At 69.4% G+C, this 22,171-nt stretch carries 21 protein-coding genes; 8 read left to right on the top strand and 13 right to left on the bottom strand.

Going from position 1 to position 22,171, the window contains the following annotated elements; all coding sequences use genetic code 11:
• The first annotated feature begins 162 nt into the window (after positions 1-162).
• Positions 163-1,716, top strand: a complete 1,554-nt coding sequence (locus ACFRKB_RS08390) for an ABC transporter substrate-binding protein (RefSeq protein ID WP_383104312.1) — start codon at positions 163-165, stop codon at positions 1,714-1,716.
• A 163-nt stretch (positions 1,717-1,879) separates the two neighbouring features.
• Here ACFRKB_RS08390 and ACFRKB_RS08395 read toward each other — a convergent pair whose 3' ends face one another.
• Genes ACFRKB_RS08395 through ACFRKB_RS08405 form a run of 3 tightly spaced genes read right to left on the bottom strand, consistent with a single transcriptional unit; the run spans position 1,880 to position 3,510 of the window.
• Positions 1,880-2,632, bottom strand: a complete 753-nt coding sequence (locus tag ACFRKB_RS08395) for a TetR/AcrR family transcriptional regulator (protein WP_383104314.1) — start codon at positions 2,630-2,632, stop codon at positions 1,880-1,882.
• Between the two features lie 11 nt (positions 2,633-2,643).
• On the bottom strand, positions 2,644-3,057 hold the full coding sequence (locus ACFRKB_RS08400) for a thiol-disulfide oxidoreductase DCC family protein (RefSeq protein WP_383104316.1): 414 nt from the start codon (positions 3,055-3,057) through the stop codon (positions 2,644-2,646).
• A 6-nt stretch (positions 3,058-3,063) separates the two neighbouring features.
• Entirely contained in the window at positions 3,064-3,510 is a 447-nt protein-coding gene (locus ACFRKB_RS08405; RefSeq protein WP_383104318.1) for a hypothetical protein, read from the bottom strand.
• A gap of 358 nt (positions 3,511-3,868) precedes the next feature.
• On the opposite strand from ACFRKB_RS08405, the gene ACFRKB_RS08410 reads away from it, so the two are divergent.
• Positions 3,869-4,843: an SMP-30/gluconolactonase/LRE family protein gene (locus ACFRKB_RS08410; protein ID WP_383104320.1), complete on the top strand. Its 975-nt coding sequence runs from the start codon at positions 3,869-3,871 to the stop codon at positions 4,841-4,843.
• A 130-nt stretch (positions 4,844-4,973) separates the two neighbouring features.
• Here ACFRKB_RS08410 and ACFRKB_RS08415 read toward each other — a convergent pair whose 3' ends face one another.
• The 9 genes from ACFRKB_RS08415 to ACFRKB_RS08455 form a co-directional block, all read right to left on the bottom strand.
• A complete protein-coding gene (locus ACFRKB_RS08415) occupies positions 4,974-5,180 on the bottom strand; it encodes a DUF397 domain-containing protein (protein ID WP_383104322.1) in 207 nt (68 codons plus the stop codon).
• Positions 5,177-6,007: a helix-turn-helix domain-containing protein gene (locus ACFRKB_RS08420; RefSeq protein ID WP_383104323.1), complete on the bottom strand. Its 831-nt coding sequence runs from the start codon at positions 6,005-6,007 to the stop codon at positions 5,177-5,179. The genes ACFRKB_RS08415 and ACFRKB_RS08420 overlap by 4 nt, the downstream gene beginning before the upstream one ends.
• Before the next feature lie 1,705 nt (positions 6,008-7,712).
• A complete protein-coding gene (locus ACFRKB_RS08425) occupies positions 7,713-8,402 on the bottom strand; it encodes a DUF4232 domain-containing protein (protein WP_383104325.1) in 690 nt (229 codons plus the stop codon).
• Positions 8,403-8,639: 237 nt separating this feature from the next.
• Positions 8,640-9,203 carry a hypothetical protein gene (locus tag ACFRKB_RS08430; RefSeq protein WP_383104327.1) on the bottom strand — a complete coding sequence of 188 codons (564 nt, stop codon included), beginning with the start codon at positions 9,201-9,203 and terminating at the stop codon, positions 8,640-8,642.
• A gap of 194 nt (positions 9,204-9,397) precedes the next feature.
• Positions 9,398-10,186 (bottom strand): succinate dehydrogenase iron-sulfur subunit, encoded by a 789-nt coding sequence (locus ACFRKB_RS08435; protein WP_365972263.1) that lies wholly within the window; start codon positions 10,184-10,186, stop codon positions 9,398-9,400.
• Positions 10,186-11,940 (bottom strand): succinate dehydrogenase flavoprotein subunit, encoded by a 1,755-nt coding sequence (sdhA, locus tag ACFRKB_RS08440; RefSeq protein WP_376582131.1) that lies wholly within the window; start codon positions 11,938-11,940, stop codon positions 10,186-10,188. The genes ACFRKB_RS08435 and sdhA overlap by 1 nt, the downstream gene beginning before the upstream one ends.
• 19 nt (positions 11,941-11,959) lie before the next feature.
• Positions 11,960-12,451: a succinate dehydrogenase hydrophobic membrane anchor subunit gene (locus tag ACFRKB_RS08445; protein ID WP_383104330.1), complete on the bottom strand. Its 492-nt coding sequence runs from the start codon at positions 12,449-12,451 to the stop codon at positions 11,960-11,962.
• Positions 12,452-12,461: 10 nt separating this feature from the next.
• Entirely contained in the window at positions 12,462-12,842 is a 381-nt protein-coding gene (gene sdhC, locus ACFRKB_RS08450; protein ID WP_078490635.1) for a succinate dehydrogenase, cytochrome b556 subunit, read from the bottom strand.
• A gap of 48 nt (positions 12,843-12,890) precedes the next feature.
• Positions 12,891-13,919: a 2-oxo-4-hydroxy-4-carboxy-5-ureidoimidazoline decarboxylase gene (locus ACFRKB_RS08455; protein WP_383104503.1), complete on the bottom strand. Its 1,029-nt coding sequence runs from the start codon at positions 13,917-13,919 to the stop codon at positions 12,891-12,893.
• A gap of 204 nt (positions 13,920-14,123) precedes the next feature.
• Here ACFRKB_RS08455 and ACFRKB_RS08460 point away from each other — a divergent pair, with 204 nt between their 5' ends.
• The 5 genes from ACFRKB_RS08460 to ACFRKB_RS08480 all read left to right on the top strand — a co-directional run bounded on the left by ACFRKB_RS08460 (position 14,124) and on the right by ACFRKB_RS08480 (position 19,543).
• The gene (locus ACFRKB_RS08460; RefSeq protein WP_383104332.1) at positions 14,124-15,755 is read left to right on the top strand and encodes a beta-N-acetylhexosaminidase; all 1,632 of its coding nucleotides are present in this window, start codon (positions 14,124-14,126) and stop codon (positions 15,753-15,755) included.
• A 174-nt stretch (positions 15,756-15,929) separates the two neighbouring features.
• Positions 15,930-16,460, top strand: coding sequence for a hypothetical protein (locus ACFRKB_RS08465; protein WP_383104334.1), 531 nt, complete (start codon positions 15,930-15,932; stop codon positions 16,458-16,460).
• A 113-nt stretch (positions 16,461-16,573) separates the two neighbouring features.
• Positions 16,574-17,182, top strand: coding sequence for a hypothetical protein (locus tag ACFRKB_RS08470; RefSeq protein WP_383104335.1), 609 nt, complete (start codon positions 16,574-16,576; stop codon positions 17,180-17,182).
• A gap of 352 nt (positions 17,183-17,534) precedes the next feature.
• Entirely contained in the window at positions 17,535-18,290 is a 756-nt protein-coding gene (locus ACFRKB_RS08475) for an RNA polymerase sigma factor (protein WP_383104504.1), read from the top strand.
• Positions 18,290-19,543, top strand: coding sequence for a hypothetical protein (locus ACFRKB_RS08480; protein WP_383104337.1), 1,254 nt, complete (start codon positions 18,290-18,292; stop codon positions 19,541-19,543). Before ACFRKB_RS08475 ends, ACFRKB_RS08480 begins: the two co-directional genes overlap by 1 nt.
• Positions 19,544-19,818: 275 nt before the next feature.
• On the opposite strand, the gene ACFRKB_RS08485 is transcribed toward ACFRKB_RS08480, so the two are convergent.
• Positions 19,819-20,772, bottom strand: coding sequence for a L,D-transpeptidase family protein (locus tag ACFRKB_RS08485; RefSeq protein WP_383104339.1), 954 nt, complete (start codon positions 20,770-20,772; stop codon positions 19,819-19,821).
• Positions 20,773-21,078: 306 nt separating this feature from the next.
• Between ACFRKB_RS08485 and ACFRKB_RS08490 the strand changes: the two genes are divergently transcribed.
• A complete protein-coding gene (locus ACFRKB_RS08490) occupies positions 21,079-22,041 on the top strand; it encodes a class I SAM-dependent methyltransferase (RefSeq protein ID WP_383104341.1) in 963 nt (320 codons plus the stop codon).
• The last annotated feature ends 130 nt before the right edge of the window (positions 22,042-22,171 follow it).

Consider the following 22,171-nt stretch of genomic DNA (forward strand, 5'->3'; position numbering starts at 1 on the left):
CGTTGCCCGGCCGTTCGCCCGGTCCGGCCCTGCGCCCTCTCCGGCGCGCTTAACACGACCGTTGCCTGAGCGACCCAGGTTTTCTCTTCCGTCGGCGAATTCCGTGTGGTTGGGTGAGCGCCATCACGGTCAGGGGTGGGCGTGATAGAGGGGCAACAGCACATGCGGCCGATCCGTCTGCGGATACTCATCACATCTCTTGTGCTGGTGGTTGCGGGGGTGGGCGGCTGGCAGCTGCTTCCGTCCCGCGACGCCAACCAGAAGGCGATCACCGTCGGGACGACCGACGTGGTCACCTCGCTCGATCCGGCAGGCGCGTATGACGCCGGATCCTGGGCGCTGTTCAGCAATATTTACCAGTCACTGCTGACGTTCAAACCCAGTTCGGTCACACCGGTACCGGACGCCGCCCGCACCTGCGGGTTCATCGGGAGCGAACTCCGCACCTATCGCTGCGAGTTGCACGACGATCTGCATTTCTCCAACGGCAACGAGATCACGGCGGAGGACGTCAAGTACTCCTTCGACCGCGTGCTCGCCATCAAGTCGGACGTCGGTCCGCAGTCGCTCTTCACCACGCTGAAGTCGGTCGAGGCGGACGGTCTGACCGTCACCTTCCATCTCGGCTCGCGTGACGCGACGTTCCCGCTGAAGGTCGCCACCGGAGCCGGTTCGATCGTCGACCGCACGCGCTACCCGGCGAACGGGCTGCGCACGGGCCCGGAGACCGACGGATCGGGGCCGTACGTCCTCAAGGCGTACACCCCGGGCTCCACGGCGCGCCTGGAGCCCAATCCGCGGTATCGGGGGGCGGTCGGCGCGCTCGGCGGGCCCGTGGACATCACGTACTTCAAGAAGTCCGCCGACCTGGCCGCCGCCTGGAAGGCCCGTACGGTCGATGTCACCCACCGCCAGCTGCCGCCCTCGCTGATCGCCGAGCTGGACGCGAGCAAGGACGACATCCGGATGAACGAGGCCGACAGTGCCGAGATCCGCAATCTCGTCTTCAATGTGCGCAAGGGGTCGGCGATGGCCGACAAGGCGGTACGGCAGGCGGTCGCCGCGATCGTCGACCGGCCCAAGATCGCCATCAATGTCTATGCCTCGACGGTCGATCCGCTCTACTCGCCGATTCCGCAGGGCATCACCTCGCACGCCACGCCGTTCTTCGACGCCTATCCGGAGCCGGACGTGGAGCGGGCCGGGGAACTGCTGGCGGACGCGGGCGTGGAGACCCCGGTGACCTTCACGCTCGCGCACTCGGACGGCGGCTCGGCCGCGCCGGAGGCGGCGGAGCTGCGCAAGCAGCTGGAGGCCACCGGGCTGTTCAAGGTGAAGATCGTCGAACGGGAGTGGACGGCCTTCCAGAAGGGCTACAGCGCCGGGCAGTACGACGCGTACACCGTCGGCTGGCTCCCGGACTTCCCGGACCCCGACAACTTCATCCAGCCCCTGGTCGGCCGGAACGCCACGCTGCACACGGGGTACGTGAGCGACCGCGTCGACCGGCTGATCGAGTCCACGCAGCAGTACGGCGAACGCGCCCGCGCCTCACAGGACTTCAGGTCCATCCAGAAGGTGGTGGCCGAGGATGTGCCGTTGCTGCCGCTGTGGCAGAAGAAGGACTACGTACTGAGCAGCGGCGATGTCACGGGGGTGCAGTACCTGTCGGACGGGACAGGGATCTGGCGGCTGTGGCAGCTGGGCTGGCTCTGAGGGCGGGGCGTCGGGGCTGACGGCTGGGCGTCCGGGCCGACCGGGGGACGTCAGGGCTGGCTGACCGGGGGCGTCCGGGCTGACGGCGGGCCTCGTCCAGGCTCGGTCGTCAGCTCAGGCTGGGGCGTAAGCTCTGGCTCGGTCGTCAGCTCTGGCTCGGCCGTCAGTTCTGGCCGCTCGGCTTCCGGGACGCGCGGCCCGCGGCCACCTCGGCCATCCCCGGCAGGAAGTCCTCGAACAGCTCGTGCACTTCCCGTACGAGCGGCCGCAGCACCCGGAACCGCGAGAGCGCGATGCCCCTGCCGGTCAGCCGGGCGCCGCGCTCCGCGAGCCGGCGTGAGCGCTCGCTGTCCTCGGAGCGGTCGAAGACCCAGTACAGGACCAGTCCCATCTGGGCGAGCCACATCAACTCCGGGAGCAGCTCCGCCAGTTCGTCCGGAACCTTCGCCTTGGAGCCGGCCAGCACCTCGCGGTGGACGGCGACGGCCGCGTCACGCGCGTGTTCCGACTCGGGGGAGAAGGGGCTCAGCGGGCTCTCGGGATCGGCGGCGTTCTTGAAGAACTGGGCGGCGAACTCGTGGTACGGGGCGGCGACATCGATCCAGACCGTCAGCACGCCGGCCATCCGCGCCTCCAGATCGGTCTCCCGGTCGAGCACGGCCCGCGCGGCCAGCCGGTGTTCGGCGCCGATCCGGTCGTAGAAGCCCTGGACCAGATGTTCCTTGGACGAGAAGTAGTAGTACGCGTTCCCGACCGAGACCCCGGCCTCCGTGGCGATGGCCCGCATGGTCGTCTTGTCGAAACCGCGCTCCTGGAAGAGCCGGAGCGCGGTTTCGAGGATGAGCGTGCGGGTCTGCTCGCTCTTGGGGACCGGGGCCTTGGCCGCCGTCTTCGCTGCCTTGGGCTTGTCCTTCACACCGACCGAGCCTAATGCGAAGGAGCGGGTGCTTCGCACGCTCCTTCGCAGGGCGCGGCCGTCAGTTCGCGGTACTTCGCGGCGGCGAGCACACTGACCCGGGCGAAGGGCGCGCCGGCCGGCGTGGACAGCCAGTAGGCCTTGGGCCGGTGCTCGGCCAGCGCCCAGAGGCAGACGATCCAGGCGGCGGTCCCCCGGTAGATCTGGCCGCCGTCACCGATGACCGTGATCTCCTTCAGCGTGCTGCCGTGATCGAGGTCCGGGAACCGCCGCCGCGCCTCCCGCGAGGCGGCGGGCACCGGATCGATCGGTACGAGCTGGGGCTGCCGCGTCAGCCAGTGCCGCAGATGGACACAGAGCGGGCAGTGCGCGTCGTACAGCAGGGTCAGCCGCCGGACGGGCAGCCGGTACGAGGGCCGGGCCACGACGGCTCACGCCCCGGTGGCCGGCGTGACCAACGGACCGGGACCGGGGCCCTTGTCCACGGGCCCCGTCCAGCCCTGCGGCGGCACCGGCGGAGTCTGCTCGCGCTCCATGACGCCGCGCCGCCGGATCTTGTTGAGGACGTACACGTTCCCGAGGTGCATCACCCCGAGCACGAGCAGTACGACCCCCACCTTCACCGAGAGCGCCTCGAAGAGCCCGCGGGCGTGCTCCACGGCGTCGGCGGACTTGAGATAGAGCGTGACGAAGCCGAGGTTGACGAGGTAGAAGCCGACCACCAGCAGGTGGTTGACGGCGTCGGCGAGCTTCTCGTTGCCCTGGAGCACGTCGGCCAGAAAGACGCGCCCGTTCCGGCTGAGCGTCCGGGCCACCCACACGGTCAGCGCCAGGCTGATCACCAGGTAGACCACATACGTGACAACAGTGAGGTCCATCCCTCACCCTCCCTCTGTGTGCCTTTGAACGTGTTCAAAAGCTGGTGTGTTGGACTGTAGACCTGTTTTTGAACACGTTCAAGCCGGTGTCCGGGGGAGCATGCGGAAAACCGGGTGGGACCGCGGAGCGCGGGGCTGCGGGCGCGGGGGCGGGGGAGCGCCGGGCTGCTGGGCCGGCGGGCTGCGGGAGCGCCGGGCCGTCGGAACGTGGGAGCGCAGGGCCGCCCCGGTCGGCGTCCTGTGGTCGACGTCCGTAACCGGCCTTGCTGGTGGGTGTGTTCCGGCCAAAGCGCCTGTGGGGCCGGAGCGTGTGATGGGGTGCGAGAGACGCATCCCATTCCTCGGAAGGACGCTCGTCATGGGACATTCCTTCGCACGCCGGAGTTTGTTCGGAGCGGCCGCCGCGATCGGCGGCGCGGCGCTCCTGGCGCCGCTGGGCGGCACGGCAGCCGCCATGGAATCCACCGGTAGGCGCTGGCCCGCCGGCTTTCCCCTGCCCGACGGCTTCCGGCCGGAGGGGATCGCGATCGGGTCGGAGCCGTACGCCTACATCGGTTCGATCGCGCGCGGCGACGTGTACCGGGCGAGCCTCGCGACCGGCAGGGGCCGAGTCGTCGTCCAGGGGCTGGGCCCGGAGCATCCCGTCATCGGGCTCAAGACCGACGCCTGGGGCCGGCTGTTCCTGTGCGGCGGCGTGAGCGGCGAGATCCGGATCGCGGATCTCCGTACGGGCGGGATCACCCGTACCTTCACCGTGGGCACGGACGCCACGATGGTCAACGATGTGATCCTGACGCCCGACGCCGCCTGGTTCACCGACTCGTTCGAGCCCCAGCTCTACAAACTCCCGCTCGGCCGACGCGGTGAGCCGGGGGACCGGATCGTGACCGTGCCGCTGTCCGGCGACTGGGTCCAGGGGACGGCCATCACCGCCAACGGGATCACCACGACACCGGACGGCCGGGCGCTGCTGGTGGTCAACAGCTTCGCCAACGGCGGCGGCCTGATGCGGGTCGACCCCCGCACGGGAGTGGCACGCGCCGTGGACCTCGGCCCGACCCGCCTGCCGAACGGCGACGGCCTGCTCCTCCTCGGCCGCATTCTCTACGCCGTGCAGCAGCGGCAGAACGCCATCGATGTGCTGAGGATCGACGACGCGGGCACGAAGGGCACGGCGATCACCCGGATCACGGACCCCGCGAACTTCCGGGTCCCGACGACCGCGGCGGTCTACGGGGACCGCGTCTATCTCCCGAACGCCCGCTTCGACGTGACGGAACCGGCGCCGGAGACGGACTACGACGTGGTGTCGGTGAAGCGCGTACGGGCGTGAGCCGACGCAGTGCTCAATGGCCGCCGGACGGGCTGAGGGGAGCTGGTCCGGCGGTTGTTGACTGCCTTGTCCGGTCCGGTCCGGTTCCGATCCGGGTCCGATCCAGTCCCGGTCCCGGTCCCGGTTCCGGCTAGACGGCGGCGGTTTTGGCGAAGGTGAGGAAGGTGGTCCAGGACGCGTTGGAGGCGATGAGGATGGGGCCGGTGGGGTTCTTGGAGTCCCGGATGGGGACGGCGTGGGCGTTGCCGTCGGCCACCTGGATGCACTCGCCGCCGTTGCTGCCGCTATAGCTGGACTTGCGCCATGCCTGTTCCGGCACGCGGATCGGCTCGGTCATGAATAGCATTCCTTCAAAATGGAGCCGATCTCAGAGGCCGACTCGTCTGGCGGCAGAGCTGTTGCCTTAAGCAGATCATAGGCATCGCAAGCCGCGGCCACATCGTCTGGATCGGCCAGAACGTAGCCCTTTGGGAAGCCGTCGACATGCACCACGTCTGAGCCTTCGCTGAAGGACAGGAGCCCGAACGGAGAACCTGATCCGGGGTACGCCGCGATGGTCTTGGGGATGATCTGGATGACATGGCGCGGTGTCTCCGCCAGAGTCCGCAGCTGTTTGAGCTGCTCTCTCATGACGTGCTTCCCGCCGATGGGGCGCCGAAGAACGCCCTCGTCCAGAATGATCCACAGCCTGGTCGGCACCTCGCGCGCGAGGACGCGCTGCCGCTCCATTCGGGCAGTTACCAGGTCCTCAAGATTGCTGGGTCGTCCGGTGCGTAGTACAGCCCGTGCGTATTCCTCGGTTTGCACGAGCCCAGGCACCAGTTGAGGGTGGAACATCGAGATCGCGGTAGCCGTCCACTCCAACTCGACATATCTACGGAACCACGGTGGGAAGGCCCACCGCAGGGCAAGCGGCCAGAGCCGCGCGAAGCGCCCGTTGGAGTGCGGGAACATTCGGTCACACGCTTCGGCGAAGTCCAGCGGCGGCACGCGCCTCCCGGCTTCGATCTTCGCCACGAGCGAGTAACTACAGCACGCCGCCTTACCCAACTCCGCGCGTGAGATGTCCAGTCGCTCACGCTCCAGCCGCACCTCGGCCCCGAAGTGAGCGAGCGGTGACACGGCCGGGTCGGTTGATTCCGCGGTCTCGTTTTCGACAGTCACTCAAACCCCCGAATGATCATTGGACACCTTCCGGAGTCCAAGCTGCCTACCTGTTGGGTGTGCTCGGCGGCGCCGAAGCTTGAACACACAAAGCAAGCGCGCGATAACGGAAGGTATATCTCTCATGACCGAACAAGCCACCGATACGAGGTCGGACGACCCGGACGGGTTGGCCGCGACGGTTGAGGCGGGGGGCTTCTGGCGGTTGGTGCCTGGGTGGGTGCCGCGGGACTTCGTCGAGCCGACGCCCGCACTGATGGAGCATGTGGAGCGCGGGCTCAGGCGGTTGGGCGCATGACGGGGAGTGAGGCGCGGCGGCGTCTGTCGTTGCTGATCGCCACGTACGGAACGGATGGCGTTCTCGTTGTACGGAAGGGGGTCCCCGGTGCGGAAGGCGCGGACCTGGCCCCGGCGTCGGCGCTCAAGTGGCCGCCGTGCGAGTGCGGCAATCCGATGTGCCCGGACTACGAGCCGCCGCCGGCGGCGCCGTCTGTCGGCGGGGGCGGTGGGCGGTGAGGCGAGGCCCGCGTCGTTGGCTCGACGTCTTCGCGTGGCTGGTGGAGCGTCGGAGGCAACGCCTCGCGTATCGGCGGCTCCACCGTGCGCTGCTCCGGGCGTTCCAGGAACCGGATGAGGCCGTCCTGTTCGAGAGGATCTTCGGCCAACCACCGCCGGAGGAGAAGCGCACGCGGTGAGCGCGGGAGTTGAGTGGGGTGGTGCGGCACCGGCTCGGCGTCTGACCCCCGTGGGTGGCTGGGATTCATGCCCCGCTGGTGGCGGTTCGTTTTTGGGTGGGGGTGAGGACCGAGGGGTAGTCGGGGTTACCCGGAATCCATCATGGCGGGTGGGGGCCGCCTCTGAGCTTTGAGTTTCGCGGTTGCGGGTTGGGCGTCAAGGGCGCTCCTTCGTCGCGTCGGCTGCGCCGATTGCGCTGCGCTCCACCCTTGACCCCCAACCCTCCACCGCAAGTGCTGCTTTGAGGGGGGCGGCCCGGGGGGAGGGGTCCCCGGAGGGGATCCGTGCATGGGGACGGTCCTTTGCCGACCTCGGGCCGGTGGGTGGGTGCGCGGGAGTTGAGTGGGGTGGTGCGGCACCGGCTCGGCGTCTGACCCCCGTGGGTGGCTGGGATTCATGCCCCGCTGGTGGGGGTGTGTGGGTGGTGGGGTGGGTGTGACTGGTGGGGCGGCCTCTGGGTCGGTGGGAGGTGGTGATGTGCCCTGCTGCCCGGTTATCTGGTCGGGGGACGCATCACCGGCCTGAGGAGCCTCGGAATGCCCATCCAAATCGGGGCATAGGGGGCATATTGGAGGACCGGTTCTCCTTGGGCTACAGGAGTACCCGACTACGGATCCTCACCAGCGGGGCATGAATCCCGGCTCCTCACGGGGGCAAGCCGCTGAGCCGGTGCCGGGCCGCCCCACTCCACCGCCGCGCACCCACCCACCGGGCCGCAGGCCGGGAACGGGCCCGCTCCATGAACCCAGCCCCCCGGGGACCCCTCCCCCCCGGGCCGCCCCCCTCAAAGCCGCACTTGCGGTGGAGGGTTGGGGGTCAGGGGTGGAGCGCAGCGGAATCGGCGTAGCCGACGCGACGGAGGAGCGCCCTTGACGCCCGGCCCGGAGCCGCGAAACTGAAGCCTGAGGGGCGGCCCCCGCCCGTCTCCCAACTATCCGGGTCACCCCGGTTACTCCTCGGCGTGAACTCGTCAGACGATGACCGGGACGGTCTCGGAGGAGTTGGTGGACCAGTTGGTGACGATGGGCTTGTCGACGGTGGCCGTGTCGGGGAGCTTGAGCTCGGCGGGGTTGGGGTCGTCCTCGGTGGTGGCGATGATGACGTTCTCGAACTCTATGCCCGAGTCGCTGTTGGTGGTCTTCGGGCTGATGCCGGTGTAGGCGACGGCGGAGCCCGTGAGCTTGATGGGGTCTTCGCCGCCCTGTCCGACGGGGGAGGCGACGCCCTCGGCGTTGGAGCCGAAGGACACGCTGGGGGTGTTGACGTCCAGGTAGCAGGTGATGCCGGACTTCGCCTTGGCGGTGACGAGGTAGTAGCCGCCGGCCTGGGTCTCCGAGGTGACCGTGAAGTCCAGGTCGTTGGTGCCGCAGGACTGCCCGTAGCCGCTCTTGTCGCCGTCGCCGGAGCCGGTCTTGTCCGTGGAGCCGTTGGAGCTGGAGTTGGAGCCGCTGGAGTCGGAGCCGCCGGTGGAGGCGCTGTCGCTGGAGGACTTGTCGCTCCCGCCGCCGCTGCCGGCGGAGGCGGCGGTGGACGCGGAGGCCGCGGCGTCTGCGGCGCCGTTGTCTTCGGGGCCACAGGCGGTGGTGGTGGCGGCGAGGGCCGTCACGGCCGCGACGGCCAGGGCGAGACGGGTGGAACGGGCGGCGAGACGGGAACGCATCGTGATCTCCAGCGGCTGTCGGTTGCGGTGTTTCCTGCTGACACCGATGACACTAGGGCCGAGTCGATCCTCAAATGATCCTGTGAGTGTCCGGGTTCTGTCTCAGCAACTTCGGTTCCGGAAAAAGGCGTTGGATCGCACCAATCCCCAGCTCAAGGGGCATGTCCGGGACCAAGAGTCACAGCGGGACGCTCTCCGGGCCGCCCCACCCCGGGGACCCCTCCCCGCCCAGCCGCATCACATCGCGCTGAGCGAGCGCGCGTAGCCGATCTGGCCCATGACCATCTGGAACGTGCCCGCGTGGTTGGCCGGGATCATCGTCGAGTGGTGCTTGCCGCCGCTGGTGACCGTGACCTGGATGAAGCCCGTCGTCGTCTTCTCCTTCATCAGGAGGAAGAGCAGCCCCAGCAGACAGAAGAGGAAGAAGACGATGGCCAGGATGATGGCGTGCGTCGGGATCTTCTCCTCCGTGCGCGACATGTCCGTCGCGTTCCAGACCGCGCCCCTCAGCGGCAGCGTGCCCGACGGGGTGATGATCGAGTCGCCCACGACCGTGATGTCACCGATCGAGACCAGCGGCGTTCCGGCGGCACCCATCGGGGCCGGGTGCGGGGCGCCCGACTGCGGATGGCCGTAGCCCGGGGCGGGGGCGGCGCCGGGGTACCCGTAGCCGGCCGTGGCGCCCGGTGCTCCGTCGGCGAGCGTCGGGGTGGGGAAGTCGTACTCCGGGACACCCGGCGGGGTGCCCGGCGTCGGCCCCCACTTGTACTCGCCGTCCGCGTACGGATTGGGCTCAGTCATCTCTTCGTCTCCCCGTTCCCCTGGGCCGGTCGTACCAGTCGTACCAGTCATGCCAGTTGGGCCTGTCGTACCAGACGGGCCCCTGTCGACAGGGTCGATCCTGACACAGGAAGGGCCCGCTTCTGTATGTCGTACCCACAGAAACGAGCCCTTCCGAGCGCAGTGCTCAGACCTCAGTCCTCAGACCCAACCCCTCAGAAGCGCCGCGTGATCAGCGCCCGCTTGACTTCCTGGATCGCCTTCGTGACCTCGATACCGCGCGGGCAGGCGTCCGTGCAGTTGAACGTCGTGCGGCAACGCCACACGCCGTCCTTGTCGTTGAGGATCTCAAGCCGCTGCTCCCCGGCCTCGTCACGCGAGTCGAAGATGAAGCGGTGCGCGTTCACGATCGCGGCGGGGCCGAAGTACTGCCCGTCGTTCCAGAAGACCGGGCAGGACGACGTGCACGCCGCGCACAGGATGCACTTGGTGGTGTCGTCGAAGCGCTCGCGGTCCTCGGCGGACTGGAGCCGCTCGCGCGTCGGCTCGTTGCCGCTGGTGACGAGGAAGGGCATCACATCGCGGTACGCCTGGAAGAACGGCTCCATGTCCACGATCAGGTCCTTGAGGACCGTGAGCCCCTTTATGGCCTCGATCGTGACCGGCTTGCTGACGGCGCCGCTCTTGTCGAACGACACGATGTCCTTGATCAGCGTCTTGCACGCCAGCCGGTTACGGCCGTTGATCCGCATCGCGTCGGAGCCGCAGATGCCGTGCGCGCAGGAGCGCCGGAAGGTGAGCGTGCCGTCGACGTCCCACTTGATCTTGTGGAGGGCGTCGAGTACGCGCTCCTTCGGATCGATGTCGATCCGGAAGTCCTCCCACTCGGCCTCGGCGGAGACCTCCGGGTTGAAGCGGCGGATCCGGAACGTGACCGCGATGAGGTGTGAGGAGGCGGAGTCCGCCTCCATGGCCTCCAGCTTGTCCATGGTCGGGGTAGCCATCAGTACTTACGCTCCATCGGCTGGTAGCGGGTCTGGACGACCGGCTTGTAGTCGAGCCTGATCGACTCGGTGCCGTCGTCGCCCACCTCGCGGTACGCCATGGTGTGGCGCATGAAGTTGACGTCGTCGCGGTTCGGGTAGTCCTCGCGGTAGTGGCCGCCGCGCGATTCCTTGCGCGCCAGGGCCGAGGTCGCCATCACCTCGGCGAGGTCGAGCAGGTTGCCCAGCTCGATGGCCTCCAGCAGGTCCGTGTTGAACCGCTTGCCCTTGTCCTGGACGGACACGTTCAGGTAGCGCTCGCGCAGCTCGGCGATCTTGGCGACCGCCGTCTTGATCGTCTGCTCGGTGCGGAACACCATCACATTGGCGTCCATGCACTCCTGGAGCTCCAGACGCAGCGTGGCGACCCGCTCCTTGCCCGTCGAGTTCCGCAGCCGCTCGACCTGGGCCTCGACCAGCGACGCCGGGTCCTCGGGAAGCTCGACGTAGTCGTTCTTCGCCGCGTACTCGGCGGCGGCGATGCCCGACCGGCGCCCGAAGACGTTGATGTCCAGCAGCGAGTTGGTACCCAGGCGGTTGGCGCCGTGCACCGAGACGCACGCCACCTCGCCCGCCGCGTACAGACCGGGAACGACCGTCGTGTTGTCCGCGAGGACCTCACCCTGGACGTTGGTGGGGATGCCGCCCATGGCATAGTGCGCGGTCGGCTGGATCGGGATCGGGTCCGTGTACGGCTCGATGCCCAGGTACGTACGCGCGAACTCGGTGATGTCGGGCAGCTTGGCGTCCAGCTGCTCCGGCGGCAGGTGCGTCAGGTCCAGATAGACGTGGTCGCCCTCGGGACCGCAGCCACGGCCCTCGCGGATCTCCGTGTAGATGGAGCGCGAGACGACATCGCGCGAGGCGAGGTCCTTCATGACGGGCGCGTACTTCTCCATGAAGCGCTCGCCGTCCTTGTTGCGCAGGATGCCGCCCTCACCGCGGGCGCCCTCCGTGAGCAGGATGCCCATGCGCCAGATGCCCGTCGGGTGGAACTGGAAGAACTCCATGTCCTCCAGCGGCAGTCCGCGCCGGTAGCAGGCGGCCTGGCCGTCACCGGTCAGGGTGTGCGCGTTGGAGGTCACCTTGAAGAACTTGCCGGTGCCGCCGGACGCGTAGATGACCGCCTTCGCCTGGAAGACATGGATCTCGCCGGTGGCCAGCTCGTACGCGACGACGCCCGCGGACTTCTTGACCCCGTCGACCTCGGTCAGCAGCTGGTCCAGGACGTAGAACTCGTTGAAGAACTCCACGCCCTCCTTGACGCAGTTCTGGTAGAGCGTCTGGAGGATCATGTGGCCCGTACGGTCCGCGGCGTAGCAGGACCGGCGGACCGGTGCCTCGCCGTGGTTACGGGAGTGACCGCCGAAGCGGCGCTGGTCGATGGTGCCGTCCGGGGTCCGGTTGAACGGCAGGCCCATCTTCTCCAGGTCGAGGACGGCGTCGATGGCCTCCTTCGCCAGGATCTCGGCGGCGTCCTGGTCGACCAGGTAGTCGCCGCCCTTGATCGTGTCGAAGGTGTGCCACTCCCAGTTGTCCTCCTCCACGTTGGCGAGCGCGGCGGCCATGCCGCCCTGCGCGGCGCCCGTGTGGGACCGGGTCGGGTACAGCTTCGTCAGCACGGCGGTACGGCTGCGCTTGGTCGACTCGATGGCCGCGCGCATACCGGCGCCACCGGCGCCGACGATGACGGTGTCGTACTTATGGATCTTCATTGTCTCGTCAGCCCCGGCTTTAGCGGATGTTCGGGTCGAAGGTGAAGATCACCAGCGAGCCCAGAAGGATGGTGAACACCGTGGCGGTGTACAGCAGGCCCTTGAGCCACAGGCGCGTGTTGGCGCGCTCCGCGTAGTCGTTGATGATCGTACGGAGGCCGTTCGCCCCGTGAAGCATCGCCAGCCACAGCATCAGCAGGTCCCAGACCTGCCAGAACGGGGAGGCCCAGCGGCCGGCCACGAAGGCGAAGCCGATCTTGGACACGCCGCCGTCCAGCACCAGCTGGATCAGCAGGTGACCGATGACGAGCACGACCAGCACGACGCCGGACAGCCGCATGAAGAGCCACGCGGCCATCTCGAAGTTGCCGCGGGTCGCCTTCGGGGTCTTGTTGGTCCGCTGGCGCGGCGCCTCGATGACGGGCGCCGGGTGATCGACGTCGTACAGGCTCTCGCCCTCGACGGCACCGATCGCGGAAGAGGTCTCAGTAACTGTGTTGTTGGAAGACATCGGCGGACTCTCAGCTCCCGAAGACTTCGCGCACGGCGTGGCCGAGCACGGGGTAGAGGGCGCCGACCATCAGGATGAACCAGATGCCCACGGCGGACCACAGCATCTGCTTCTGGTAGCGCGGGCCCTTGGACCAGAAGTCCACGGCGATGACGCGCAGGCCGTTGAGCGCGTGGAAGAGGATGGCGGCCACAAGGCCGTACTCGAGCAGCGCTACCACCGGCGTCTTGTAGATCGCGACGGTGTCGTCGTATGCCTCGGGTGAGACACGGACGAGAGCGGTGTCCAGCACGTGAACGAACAGGAAGAAGAAGATGAGCACGCCGGTGACTCGATGAGCCACCCACGACCACATTCCTTCCCGGCCGCGGTACAGCGTTCCAGCCGGCACGGAAAAGCCCTCCGGGAGCGGGGATCGGGGCCGGCCGCCATCTTCTACTCAATCAAGCACAGTGGTGTCGGTCGCGCCCGGCCGGGTACGGTCCACCGGCCCCGGCCATCGTAGCGACGACTTGTCGGTTCGTTCGCCCGGGGGCCCATAGGTGTGATCAAACAGGCAATCAAACAGCCACGGACGGGCTATCGGGTCAGCCTGAATGCCCGCTTCCGGTTGTGGTTCCCGCCGTGGTCCCGGCGGCCCGGCTATGCAGTCGGCCGCGAACGCGGTGGGTCCGGCCGAGCCCGCGTCGGCTCCGGCGGTGACCGCGTCGGCTCCGGCCGCTTCCGTGGCAGGTCCGGCTGCTCCCGCGGCGAGGCCGGAAGCGAGCAGGCGGGCCAGCCGGCCCCGGGCGAGTCGGCGCAGCTCGTCGGCGGAGACGGACCTCTCGTGGTCCGGGTCGTGGGAGAGCCGGGTACGGATACCGGCCAGCACGTGGTCGAGATACTCCTCCGGGCGGTACCCGTCGAGGCTGATCACGAAGGCGTGACCGAAGCTGCTCTCGTACGCGGCGTGCGCGGCGCGCAGCGCGGTCCTGGCCGCGGCGGGCGCGCTGTGCGGCGGCCCGGAGGACGATTCGGCGGCGAGCGCCTCGGCGAGGTCGGCGTGGGAGAGGTCGTAGCTCGCCTCGTCGGAGCCCGCGAGCAGCGAGTCGGCATCGTGGTACGGGCGGTGCGCGGCCATCCGCTGCGCCCAGCGGCGGCTGCCGCAGCAGGCGAGCAGCGCGGCCTCGGCGATGCCCGGCGGGAGGGCGTTGAAACTGCGGAGGCCGTCCGTGAGTCCGTCCGTGATGTGGCTCGTGAGGTGGCTTGTGAGGTCGTTCGTGCGGACATCGGCGGGGCCGGTCGTACGGCTGGTGTGGGACGCGCGGGACAGTGTGGGCTCCTCGAACGCGGCGGGACAGCTGCGGTGTGACAGAAGTGATCCGACATGCGCAGTGCGTGAGGGACGCGCTGGGCGGACGAGACGAAGCGGCAGGCGTACGGAACGACAGGCGACGGCCGGCGTACGGAACGACGGGCGTATGGACAGACGTGATCACGCGCGGTGTGGTTGAGCACGGAGGGGCAATTGCGTCGTAAACGTTATCGACGCCGCGCGGAGTACGTCCGACGGATGCGCGATTTTCACCCGGATGGGAGAGTTTCGACGCGCGAGATGGACGCCGTCGTGCGATCTTCGCCGTAATCGTGTCGCACGTTCGCTGGATAGCCGCACACAGGAGGTTTACGAGTGATGTCGCCATCAAAGGGTGCCCGGGCCGCCGGAGCGGTCGTCGCGCTGGCCGCCGCCGTCTCGATGTCGGCATGTGGCTCCACGGGCACAGGTTCCGGTTCACCGGGTGACGCGCGGTCGCAGGGCGCGTCCACCTCCGGCCAGGCGGATCGTTCCGCCACCAGCCCCACGACCTCGCCGTCACCCACACGGTCGTATCCGCTCTCGACCGCGCCGCGCGGCATACCCTCCGTACGGAAGCACGAGGCGGCCCGCGGTCCCGGCTGGAAACCCGCCCCGAGCAGCGGGGTCGTCATAGCCAAGGGCAGTGAGGCCCTTGCCGACGAGGGCAAGCTGATCGCCAAGGAGCTGAAGATCGGCTACCGGGGCGCGGTCGCGCCCAAGCCCGGCGATGTCGAGCTGGCGCTGAAGAGCGGCAGCGGCTCCGCCGAGTCGTACACGCTCACGACGAGCGACGGCCGGGTGCGGATCACCGGACCCGGCGAGGCCGGGGTCTTCTACGGCACCCGCACGCTCAAGCAGTCCATACGCGCCGACGGCGTGATGCCGGAGGGCGTCGTACAGGACAGCCCCGACCGTCCGCAGCGCGGGCTGAACCTCGACATCGCCCGCAAGTACTACTCGCCGGGCTGGATCGAGGCCCGGATGCGCGAGATGGCCGACCTCAAGCTCAACATGCTGGGTCTGCACTTCTCCGACGACCAGGGCTTCCGCATCGAGTCCACCACCCACCCGGAGATCGTCTCCGCGCAGCATCTCTCCAAGGCCGACGTCAAGAAGATCCTTGAGCTCGGCGACCAGCTGCACATCACCGTCGTACCGGAGATCGACTCCCCGGGACACCTGGGAGCGGTACTGCGCGCCCACCCCTCGCTCCAGCTGCGCAATGTGAACGGGGTGGCCACGAAGGGCGCGATCGACATCTCGCAGCCCGCGGCGGCGAAGCTCGTGGACGAGCTGGACCGTGAGTTCGCCCAGCTGTTCCACGGGCCGTACTGGAACCTCGGCGCCGACGAGTACCAGGCGCTGGTGGTGCCCAACCCCGAGGCGTCGTACCCGAAGCTGGCGAAGCTCGCCGTCCAGAAGTACGGACCGAACGCCACGCTCCAGGATCTGACGACCGCCTGGACGAACGACCGGGCCGCGGCGCTCGCCCCGTACAAGAAGAAGTTCAAGGTCTGGAACGACGGCCTGTTCAGGGGCGGTGTCGTGAAGGCCGATCCGGACCTGGAGGTCCAGTACTGGACGGGCAGGGAGATCGGGGCCCGGCCTCCGGTGGAGTATCTGAACGAGGGGCGCAAGGTTGTGAACTTCAACGACGAGTTCCTCTACTACGTGCTCGGCCAGCCGAACAACTTCATCTACCCGACCGGGAAGCGGATCTACGAGCAGTGGACCCCGCTGGTCCTGCGCGGGACGACGCCGGTGCCCGACCGCTTCTCGAAGCAGATCCAGGGCGGTCTGTTCGCGGTCTGGGGCGACTTCCCGAACGCGCAGACCCAGGACCAGGTGGCGAACGGGATCAGGCTGCCGCTGGCGGCGACGTCCCAGAAGGTGTGGAACCCGGCCAAACCGACCCTGAGTTGGAGCGAGTTCCAGTCGCTGGCCGCGAAGGTGACCAGCGCCGGGTGACCGGTGGAGATGTGCGCCGGACGCGGCAGGCGCGGAAGTGCGGCGCCTGCCGCGTCGCGTGTTGTGGACAAGAAGGAGCGGCCTTGTGGTGGATCTGTGCCGCCCGAGGTCCGGGGGTTACGGGCCGAGTGAGGCTGTAGCCCATATATGCGTGGGTACGGGGGGGAGCGGGTTATGGGTTTCTGGGGCTATTTCGTCGTGGGCAGGAGCGAGCGTCCGCTCGCGGAACAGCCGGCGCTGGCGGCCGTACGCCGCGATCTGACGCTCCATCAGCAACGTTCGGACGGCTGGCAGGTGTGGCGGCATCCGAGCGAGCCCGACATCGGTGACATGGGCACGCTGGCCAGGGCCATGGGGTCGCCGGTGCTCTTCGGCTTCGTCATGGACAGCGAGTGCGTGGTGGTGGAGGCGGCGGCTCCCGAGAGCGGTTCCTGGTACGCCTGTCTGGCGCGGGAGCCGATGGCCCGCCATCTCGCCGCGAACGACATGGTGCTCGAAGAGCTCTTCCTGCCGGCGGAGGACGCGACGCGACGGGCCGTCGCCTGGGCCACCGAGGCGGGCAGTGCGGTGAGCGCCGCCGTGGAGCCCGGGACGCTCCTCGAAGTGCTGCGTCTGCGGCGGCCGGAATCTTTCGCCGAGGAGTTATTTTTCCGACTTCTCGACGGGCTCGGAATCCCGGGTGAAGCGGAAAAGCCCGGCATATAGCTCCGTTGAGCGAGCCGAGGGCGCGCTCCGGACGATCTACGAGTGACGTATTTCAGCCGTTCGACGCAGTAGGGGGCAAGGGGGCAGTACTGCGTCCGTGACGGGAGACGTGAATGAGCCTGGTGAAGCTGATCGAACAAGCGGATGAGCGTGGCCTCGCCGCGAGCGGGCTCGCCTGCCTCGACCGGTGCCTGCCGCTGCTCGCCGAGGAGACCGAGGTCCTGCGACCGCTGTGGGCGGGCGTCGTGGGCGGCGAAGAGGACTGGCCGGCGCGGCTGTCGGCGTCCCGGGACGCCCTGGACGCCGTCGGCGGCCCGGCCCCCGACGTCACCACCGCGCTCGTACGGACCATGCTCGGCGCCGCCCCCTCGGAGTGGGCGGCCGGCCCGCTGCGGGCCTGGGCGGACACCTGCTCCGTCGTCGCGCTGGAGATCCACCAGCAGCTCGACGCCGTGGCCGAGGACGGACCCGCCGCCGCGGCGGAACGGCTCGCGCGCTGCCGCGAGGACAGCGGCGCGGTGACGGACGCGGCGGACGGCACGGAGAGTACGGACGGGATCGGCCCGCTGGCCGCCGGTGAACTGCGGCGCCAGATCGCGATCCTGGAGATCCTCGCCGAGACGTCGGGGGCCGCCGGGGTGCGCCGGGCCCTGGACCTGTCGACCGAGGGGCAGCGGGTGCTGCGCGCGGTGGTCTCGCGCCGCGCGCGGGCGGGAAGCTGAGCAGGGCGCAGAGCTGAGTGGGCGGGGACTGGGCGGGCGGGGAGCCGGGCGGACGGGCGAGGTGACCGGATCTGTTCGCCCGCGTGCGCGTGGATTTCGCAGCCGGCAAGGGGAGGACGACCGGGGCCGCCACCCCCCACAGGAGAGGCCCCGGTCGCCGTCCGTCGGAGCCGCGTTACGGCCCCGTACTCATAACAGCGCCACCGATGCGTTTTCTGTCACACCGCAGAACGTCAGCTTGTTGTCGCAGGTAGTACAAGACATGGACGCGGGCCCGGGAAGGCCGTAGCGTGCAGAGTCGCGTGGGGCGGCGCGGCAATGACCAGCCGCGATTTCAGGACAGGTTGTGGGAGTGCTGGGGGACGACGCGGAGCTGACCGCCGCGGTGCTCGCGGCACAGGACGGGGACGAGGACGCGTTCCGTACTGTGTACCGCGCCGTGCACCCGCGGCTGTTGGGCTATCTACGGACCCTCGTCGGCGAGCCGGACGCCGAGGACGTGGCCTCCGAGGCCTGGTTGCAGATCGCCCGCGATCTCGACCGCTTCACCGGAGACGCCGACCGCTTCCGGGGCTGGGCCGCCCGTATCGCCCGTAACCGCGCCCTCGACCACATACGGATGCGCGGCAGACGCCCCTCGATCGGCGCCGACGAGACCGAGCTGACCGGGAAAGCGGCCGATTCCGATACGGCGGACGAGGCGATGGAGGCGCTCTCCACCGGCCGGACGATGGCGCTGATCGCGCAGTTGCCGCAGGACCAGGCCGAGGCCGTCGTCCTGCGGGTGGTGGTCGGACTCGACGCGAAGAGCGCGGCCAAGACGCTGGGCAAACGGCCCGGCGCGGTACGGACGGCCGCGCACCGCGGACTCAAACGTCTCGCCGAACTGCTCGACGCCGACGACGACAGCCCCGCGCACGCCGACAGCCCCGAGAACCCCCCAGCAGCCCCAGGAGCCCCCAGTGATCCGTCCCCCGGCGCGTCTCCCGGCGCACCCGGTCGCGATGGCGGACTCGGCGGCGTACCACCTCAGCGCAGTGTGCGGCCCGGAGCCGCGGCTTCCGCGGGTGTGACGGATTCGCGCCTGCGGACGCAGAAGGACATGTGATGGCCGACGAGCGTAACCCGTGGCTCGACAGGGACGCGGCGGAGAGATTGCTGCGCGGTGAGCCCGTCGAGACGGCGGACGAGCACGTCCGGGTCCGGTCGGAACAGCTCTCCGAGGCCCTGCGGGACATGAGCGCCATCACATACGCGAACGAAACATACGCGAACGAAGAGGAACTTCCCGGCGAAGCCGCCGCCTTGGCCGCCTTCCGCAAGGCCGTGGCCGAGGGCGGTGGCGCGCGCGAGGTGGTCCGCGACCGCGGCGCCGTGGGCGCGGGCGCCGGGGATCTGCTCGGTACGGTACGTATCGCGCTGGCACCCCGCGCCGTACGCGCGCCGCGGTTCGCCCGCCCCCTGCGCAGGGGACTCGTCGCGGCGGTGGCCGGCTGCGCGCTCGGCGGCATCGCGGTCGCGGCGGGCGCGGGCGTACTGCCCTCGATCTTCGGCGACGAGCACAACCCGGCCCCCGCCAACTCCGTCTCGGCGGTGGCCTCTCCGAGGCCGCTCGTCTCCGGATCGTCCGAAGAGAGCCGGGACCCGTCCGCCCCCTCGAACACCCCGAGCGGGACCGGTACCGGACAGCCCTCGCCGCCCCCGTCGCCCTCGCACACGCCCGGGGCCGGCGGTACGCACCAGGGCGACGGGCGAGGCGAGGACGACGGCGAGGGCGGCGCGAACGGGACGGACAAGGGCCACTGGCCCGGCCCCACCTCGAACGCGAAATCCGGTGAGTGGTTCAGCAAGACCCTCAACGCCTGCCGCGCCTACCGCGACGGCGTGCTCGACCCGAAGCGCAAGGAAGCCCTGGAGTCCGCGACCGACGGGCCGGAGGGGGCCAGGCGGTTCTGCGACCGGCTGCTCGACAGCGGCTCGCGCGGCAAGGGTGACCAGGGCGACAAGGACGGGCAGGGCGACCGCGGAGGCAAGGGCGGGGACGGCGGCGACGAAGGCGAGGACGGCGGCGGGGAAGGGGGTGGCGGCGGATTCGTGGGATCACCGGGCGTGCCCACGACGCAGACTCCTCCGCCGCCCCCGAACTGGACGCCCGCGCCGTACGAGCCCCCGTCGCCGGTCCCGACGCCGAGCGGGACGCCGGGCGGTACGCCTGACGGGACCGCCGGTCCGTCGCCTTCGCCGTCCGAGAGCGCCCCGGCGCGGGAGCAGGGCCAGGAGCCGGCCCCGGAGTCGGGCCAGCAGCCAGATCCGGCCATGATCGCGACCCGTTCGGGCGCGCACACGGGATCTGCTGAATAGCTCCCCACACCCTCCTGAACTGGAGCTTTACGGTTCCGGGAGATCTGGTGTGACGTTTTCGCGGGCCACGACGCAGTACAGAGTGAGCCGACTGGTCATCGGCCGCGCATAGAGCCGGGGTTCCCCCCGTACCTTCGGCTCAGCGCACTCGGCGCGGGCGGGACACGTTCCCCCGGTCCCGCCCGCGCCCCTCTCTCCTCTTCGCGCCTAGGCCGGCGCCGCTCTCGCGGATGTGGCCGGCCGCCGCAGGGGTTGCTCAATTGACGGCTGAGGCCCTACCAGTAGATGACGACCTTGTCCCCTGTGCGGACTTGGGCGAAGAGCGAGGCGATCTTCTTCTCGTCCCGGACATTGACGCAGCCGTGCGAGGCGCCCTCGTAACCGCGGGCCGCGAAGTCGGCGGAGAAATGGACCGCTTGGCCGCCGCTGAAGAACATCGCGTACGGCATCGGGGTGTCGTACAGCGTCGACACATGGTCCCGTGACTTCCAGCCCACCAGGAACGTGCCCTCACGGGTCGGGGTGTACTGCGAGCCGAAGCGCACGTCCATCGCCGACGTGACCTTGCCGTCGATCATCCAGGTGAGGGTGCGGCTGCTCTTGCTGATGCACATCACCCGCCCCTCCATGCACCGCGGATCGGGCTTGGCGACCGGCCGGGTGGTGGGCGGGCGCAGTTCGGCCTTGGTCGGCTTCCTGGTCATGCCGACCAGCCGCTGCCAGGTGACGGTGTCCGTCGCGCCGGTGGGGGGCAGCCCGCGGTCCGCCTGGAAGGAGGTGACGGCGGTGACCGTGATGGAGCCGTAGTAGCCGGTGGGGTTGAGGTCGAAGTGGCCGGTCTGCTGGAGCCTTGCCTGGAGTTCCCGTACCCGGTCGCTCTGCGAGCCGTTCGCCATCAGCGTCGTGGGCCGGGACGCCGTCCGGCTCGGTGTCGGCGCCGGGAGCGGCGTAGAGGTCCGGGACGGCGTGGGAGTGGGCGCGGGGGCCGTGGTGGTGCCGGTGGCGGGCTTCGCCGGCGGCTTCGTCGGCGGCTGTGACGGCGCGGGTACGGGGGTGGCGTCCGCCGTTACGGGAGCGGTGCCCGGCTTGGCGTCGGCCGCCCGTCCACCGGGGAGCGGCTGCACCGTACAGCCGACGCCGGCGGCCAGCACGGCGGCGGTGGCGAGCCCTGTGCGTAGGGCGGATGTCCTGAGCATCTTCGGCGTCCCCCGGTTTCTCCCGTGATCCATGGCATGCGTTCCTCAGTGTTCCCTCAGACAGTCCTGCGCCGGGCATGGTTGCCCAAGCGGGCGGGAAATCGCGCCCCGGAGTCACCTTCCCTTGCCGGGAGATGAATTCCAGTGGGCGATTCCCCGAAGTGAAAGTACTTCCGGCCATGCTGCCCGTTGGGACTGACATGATCCCGCGCATGGCTGCCCGGCGGTGTCCATGTCCGCCGAAATGCGCAGCGCGTCAGCGCGCCGGTGCGCTTTCGGTAGTTACTGATTCTTCTTGATTCCTCGTGATCGCTCTCGATTCCTCGTGAAGGTTCTCTCATGACGACCGCATACGAAGACAAGCCGCGCCCCCGTGAACTCAATGATGTCCGGGGCTGGTTTCCCCCGCTTGACCAGGTGCTCTTCGCGAAACTGCTGACCCGCCAGGAGGAGCGGGGCGAGCGCGGGGATCTGCTGGAGCTCGGCGTCTTCATGGGCAAGAGCGCGATCTTCCTCGGCCACCATCTCCGGGACGGCGAGAAGTTCACCGTCTGCGACCTGTTCGAGTCCGAGGCCCCGGACCAGGCCAACGGCGCCGAGACGGCGAAGTCGTACGCGACCCTGACCCGGGAGGCGTTCGAGCGGAACTATCTCTCGTTCCACGACGAGCTGCCCCGTGTCCTCCAGGCCCCCAGCTCCGTGGTCGCCGACGAAGTGGAGGCGAAGTCGGCCCGGTTCGTCCACATCGACGCCTCGCATCTCTACGAGCACGTGTACGGGGACATCGGCGCGGCCCGCGACATCCTGCTGCCCGGCGGCATCGTCGTCCTCGACGACTTCCGCTCCGAGCACACCCCCGGCGTCTCCATCGCCTCCTGGGAGGCGGTGCTCAACCGCGGTCTGCGCCCGATCTGTCTGAGCACCCAGAAGCTCTACGCCACCTGGGACGACCCCGAGCCGATCCAGGACGAACTGATCGCCATGGCCCAGGAGCGCGAGGACTGCGACCTGAGCATCCAGCAGGCGGCGGGACACCGGATCGTGCGGCTGCGGTCGCGCGGCATGAAGGCGCCGGACTTCCCCTTCTCCAAGTACTACGAGGAGCCGGAGCCGGAGGAGCCGGCCGCACCGGCCGCCACGCCGGCCGCCGCGCCCGTCGCACCGGCGCCCGCGCCCGCCGCGCCCCGGCGCAGGTCGACCCGGTCGAAGGTGCGGCGCGTCGCCATCGATGTGCTGCCGCCCGTGATCACCCGCGCGGTGCAGCGCAGCCGGGCCCGGCGCAGGGCGCAGTTCCAGGGCTGAGGGCCGGCACGACGCCGGGCCGACCCGCACGGGACGGCGGGGAGGGCTCCCGCGTGTGCCCCGTTCCCGCCGTACACCCGCCGCTACAGTCCGTCATGACCCGCCGGTCATGACTGTCCGTCAGCGGAGG

Source organism: Streptomyces scopuliridis (assembly GCF_042790125.1).
GTDB classification, from domain to species: domain Bacteria; phylum Actinomycetota; class Actinomycetes; order Streptomycetales; family Streptomycetaceae; genus Streptomyces; species Streptomyces scopuliridis_A.

Excerpts from the sequence above, each read along its gene's own strand:
- ACFRKB_RS08390 (WP_383104312.1), top strand. The coding sequence starts at position 163 with ATGCGGCCGATCCGTCTGCGGATACTCATCACATCTCTTGTGCTGGTG.
- ACFRKB_RS08405 (WP_383104318.1), bottom strand. The coding sequence starts at position 3,510 with ATGGACCTCACTGTTGTCACGTATGTGGTCTACCTGGTGATCAGCCTG.
- ACFRKB_RS08410 (WP_383104320.1), top strand. The coding sequence starts at position 3,869 with ATGGGACATTCCTTCGCACGCCGGAGTTTGTTCGGAGCGGCCGCCGCG.
- ACFRKB_RS08415 (WP_383104322.1), bottom strand. The coding sequence starts at position 5,180 with ATGACCGAGCCGATCCGCGTGCCGGAACAGGCATGGCGCAAGTCCAGC.
- ACFRKB_RS08425 (WP_383104325.1), bottom strand. The coding sequence starts at position 8,402 with ATGCGTTCCCGTCTCGCCGCCCGTTCCACCCGTCTCGCCCTGGCCGTC.
- ACFRKB_RS08430 (WP_383104327.1), bottom strand. The coding sequence starts at position 9,203 with ATGACTGAGCCCAATCCGTACGCGGACGGCGAGTACAAGTGGGGGCCG.
- ACFRKB_RS08435 (WP_365972263.1), bottom strand. The coding sequence starts at position 10,186 with ATGGCTACCCCGACCATGGACAAGCTGGAGGCCATGGAGGCGGACTCC.
- sdhA (WP_376582131.1), bottom strand. The coding sequence starts at position 11,940 with ATGAAGATCCATAAGTACGACACCGTCATCGTCGGCGCCGGTGGCGCC.
- ACFRKB_RS08445 (WP_383104330.1), bottom strand. The coding sequence starts at position 12,451 with ATGTCTTCCAACAACACAGTTACTGAGACCTCTTCCGCGATCGGTGCC.
- ACFRKB_RS08460 (WP_383104332.1), top strand. The coding sequence starts at position 14,124 with ATGTCGCCATCAAAGGGTGCCCGGGCCGCCGGAGCGGTCGTCGCGCTG.
- ACFRKB_RS08465 (WP_383104334.1), top strand. The coding sequence starts at position 15,930 with ATGGGTTTCTGGGGCTATTTCGTCGTGGGCAGGAGCGAGCGTCCGCTC.
- ACFRKB_RS08470 (WP_383104335.1), top strand. The coding sequence starts at position 16,574 with ATGAGCCTGGTGAAGCTGATCGAACAAGCGGATGAGCGTGGCCTCGCC.
- ACFRKB_RS08480 (WP_383104337.1), top strand. The coding sequence starts at position 18,290 with ATGGCCGACGAGCGTAACCCGTGGCTCGACAGGGACGCGGCGGAGAGA.
- ACFRKB_RS08485 (WP_383104339.1), bottom strand. The coding sequence starts at position 20,772 with ATGGATCACGGGAGAAACCGGGGGACGCCGAAGATGCTCAGGACATCC.
- ACFRKB_RS08490 (WP_383104341.1), top strand. The coding sequence starts at position 21,079 with ATGACGACCGCATACGAAGACAAGCCGCGCCCCCGTGAACTCAATGAT.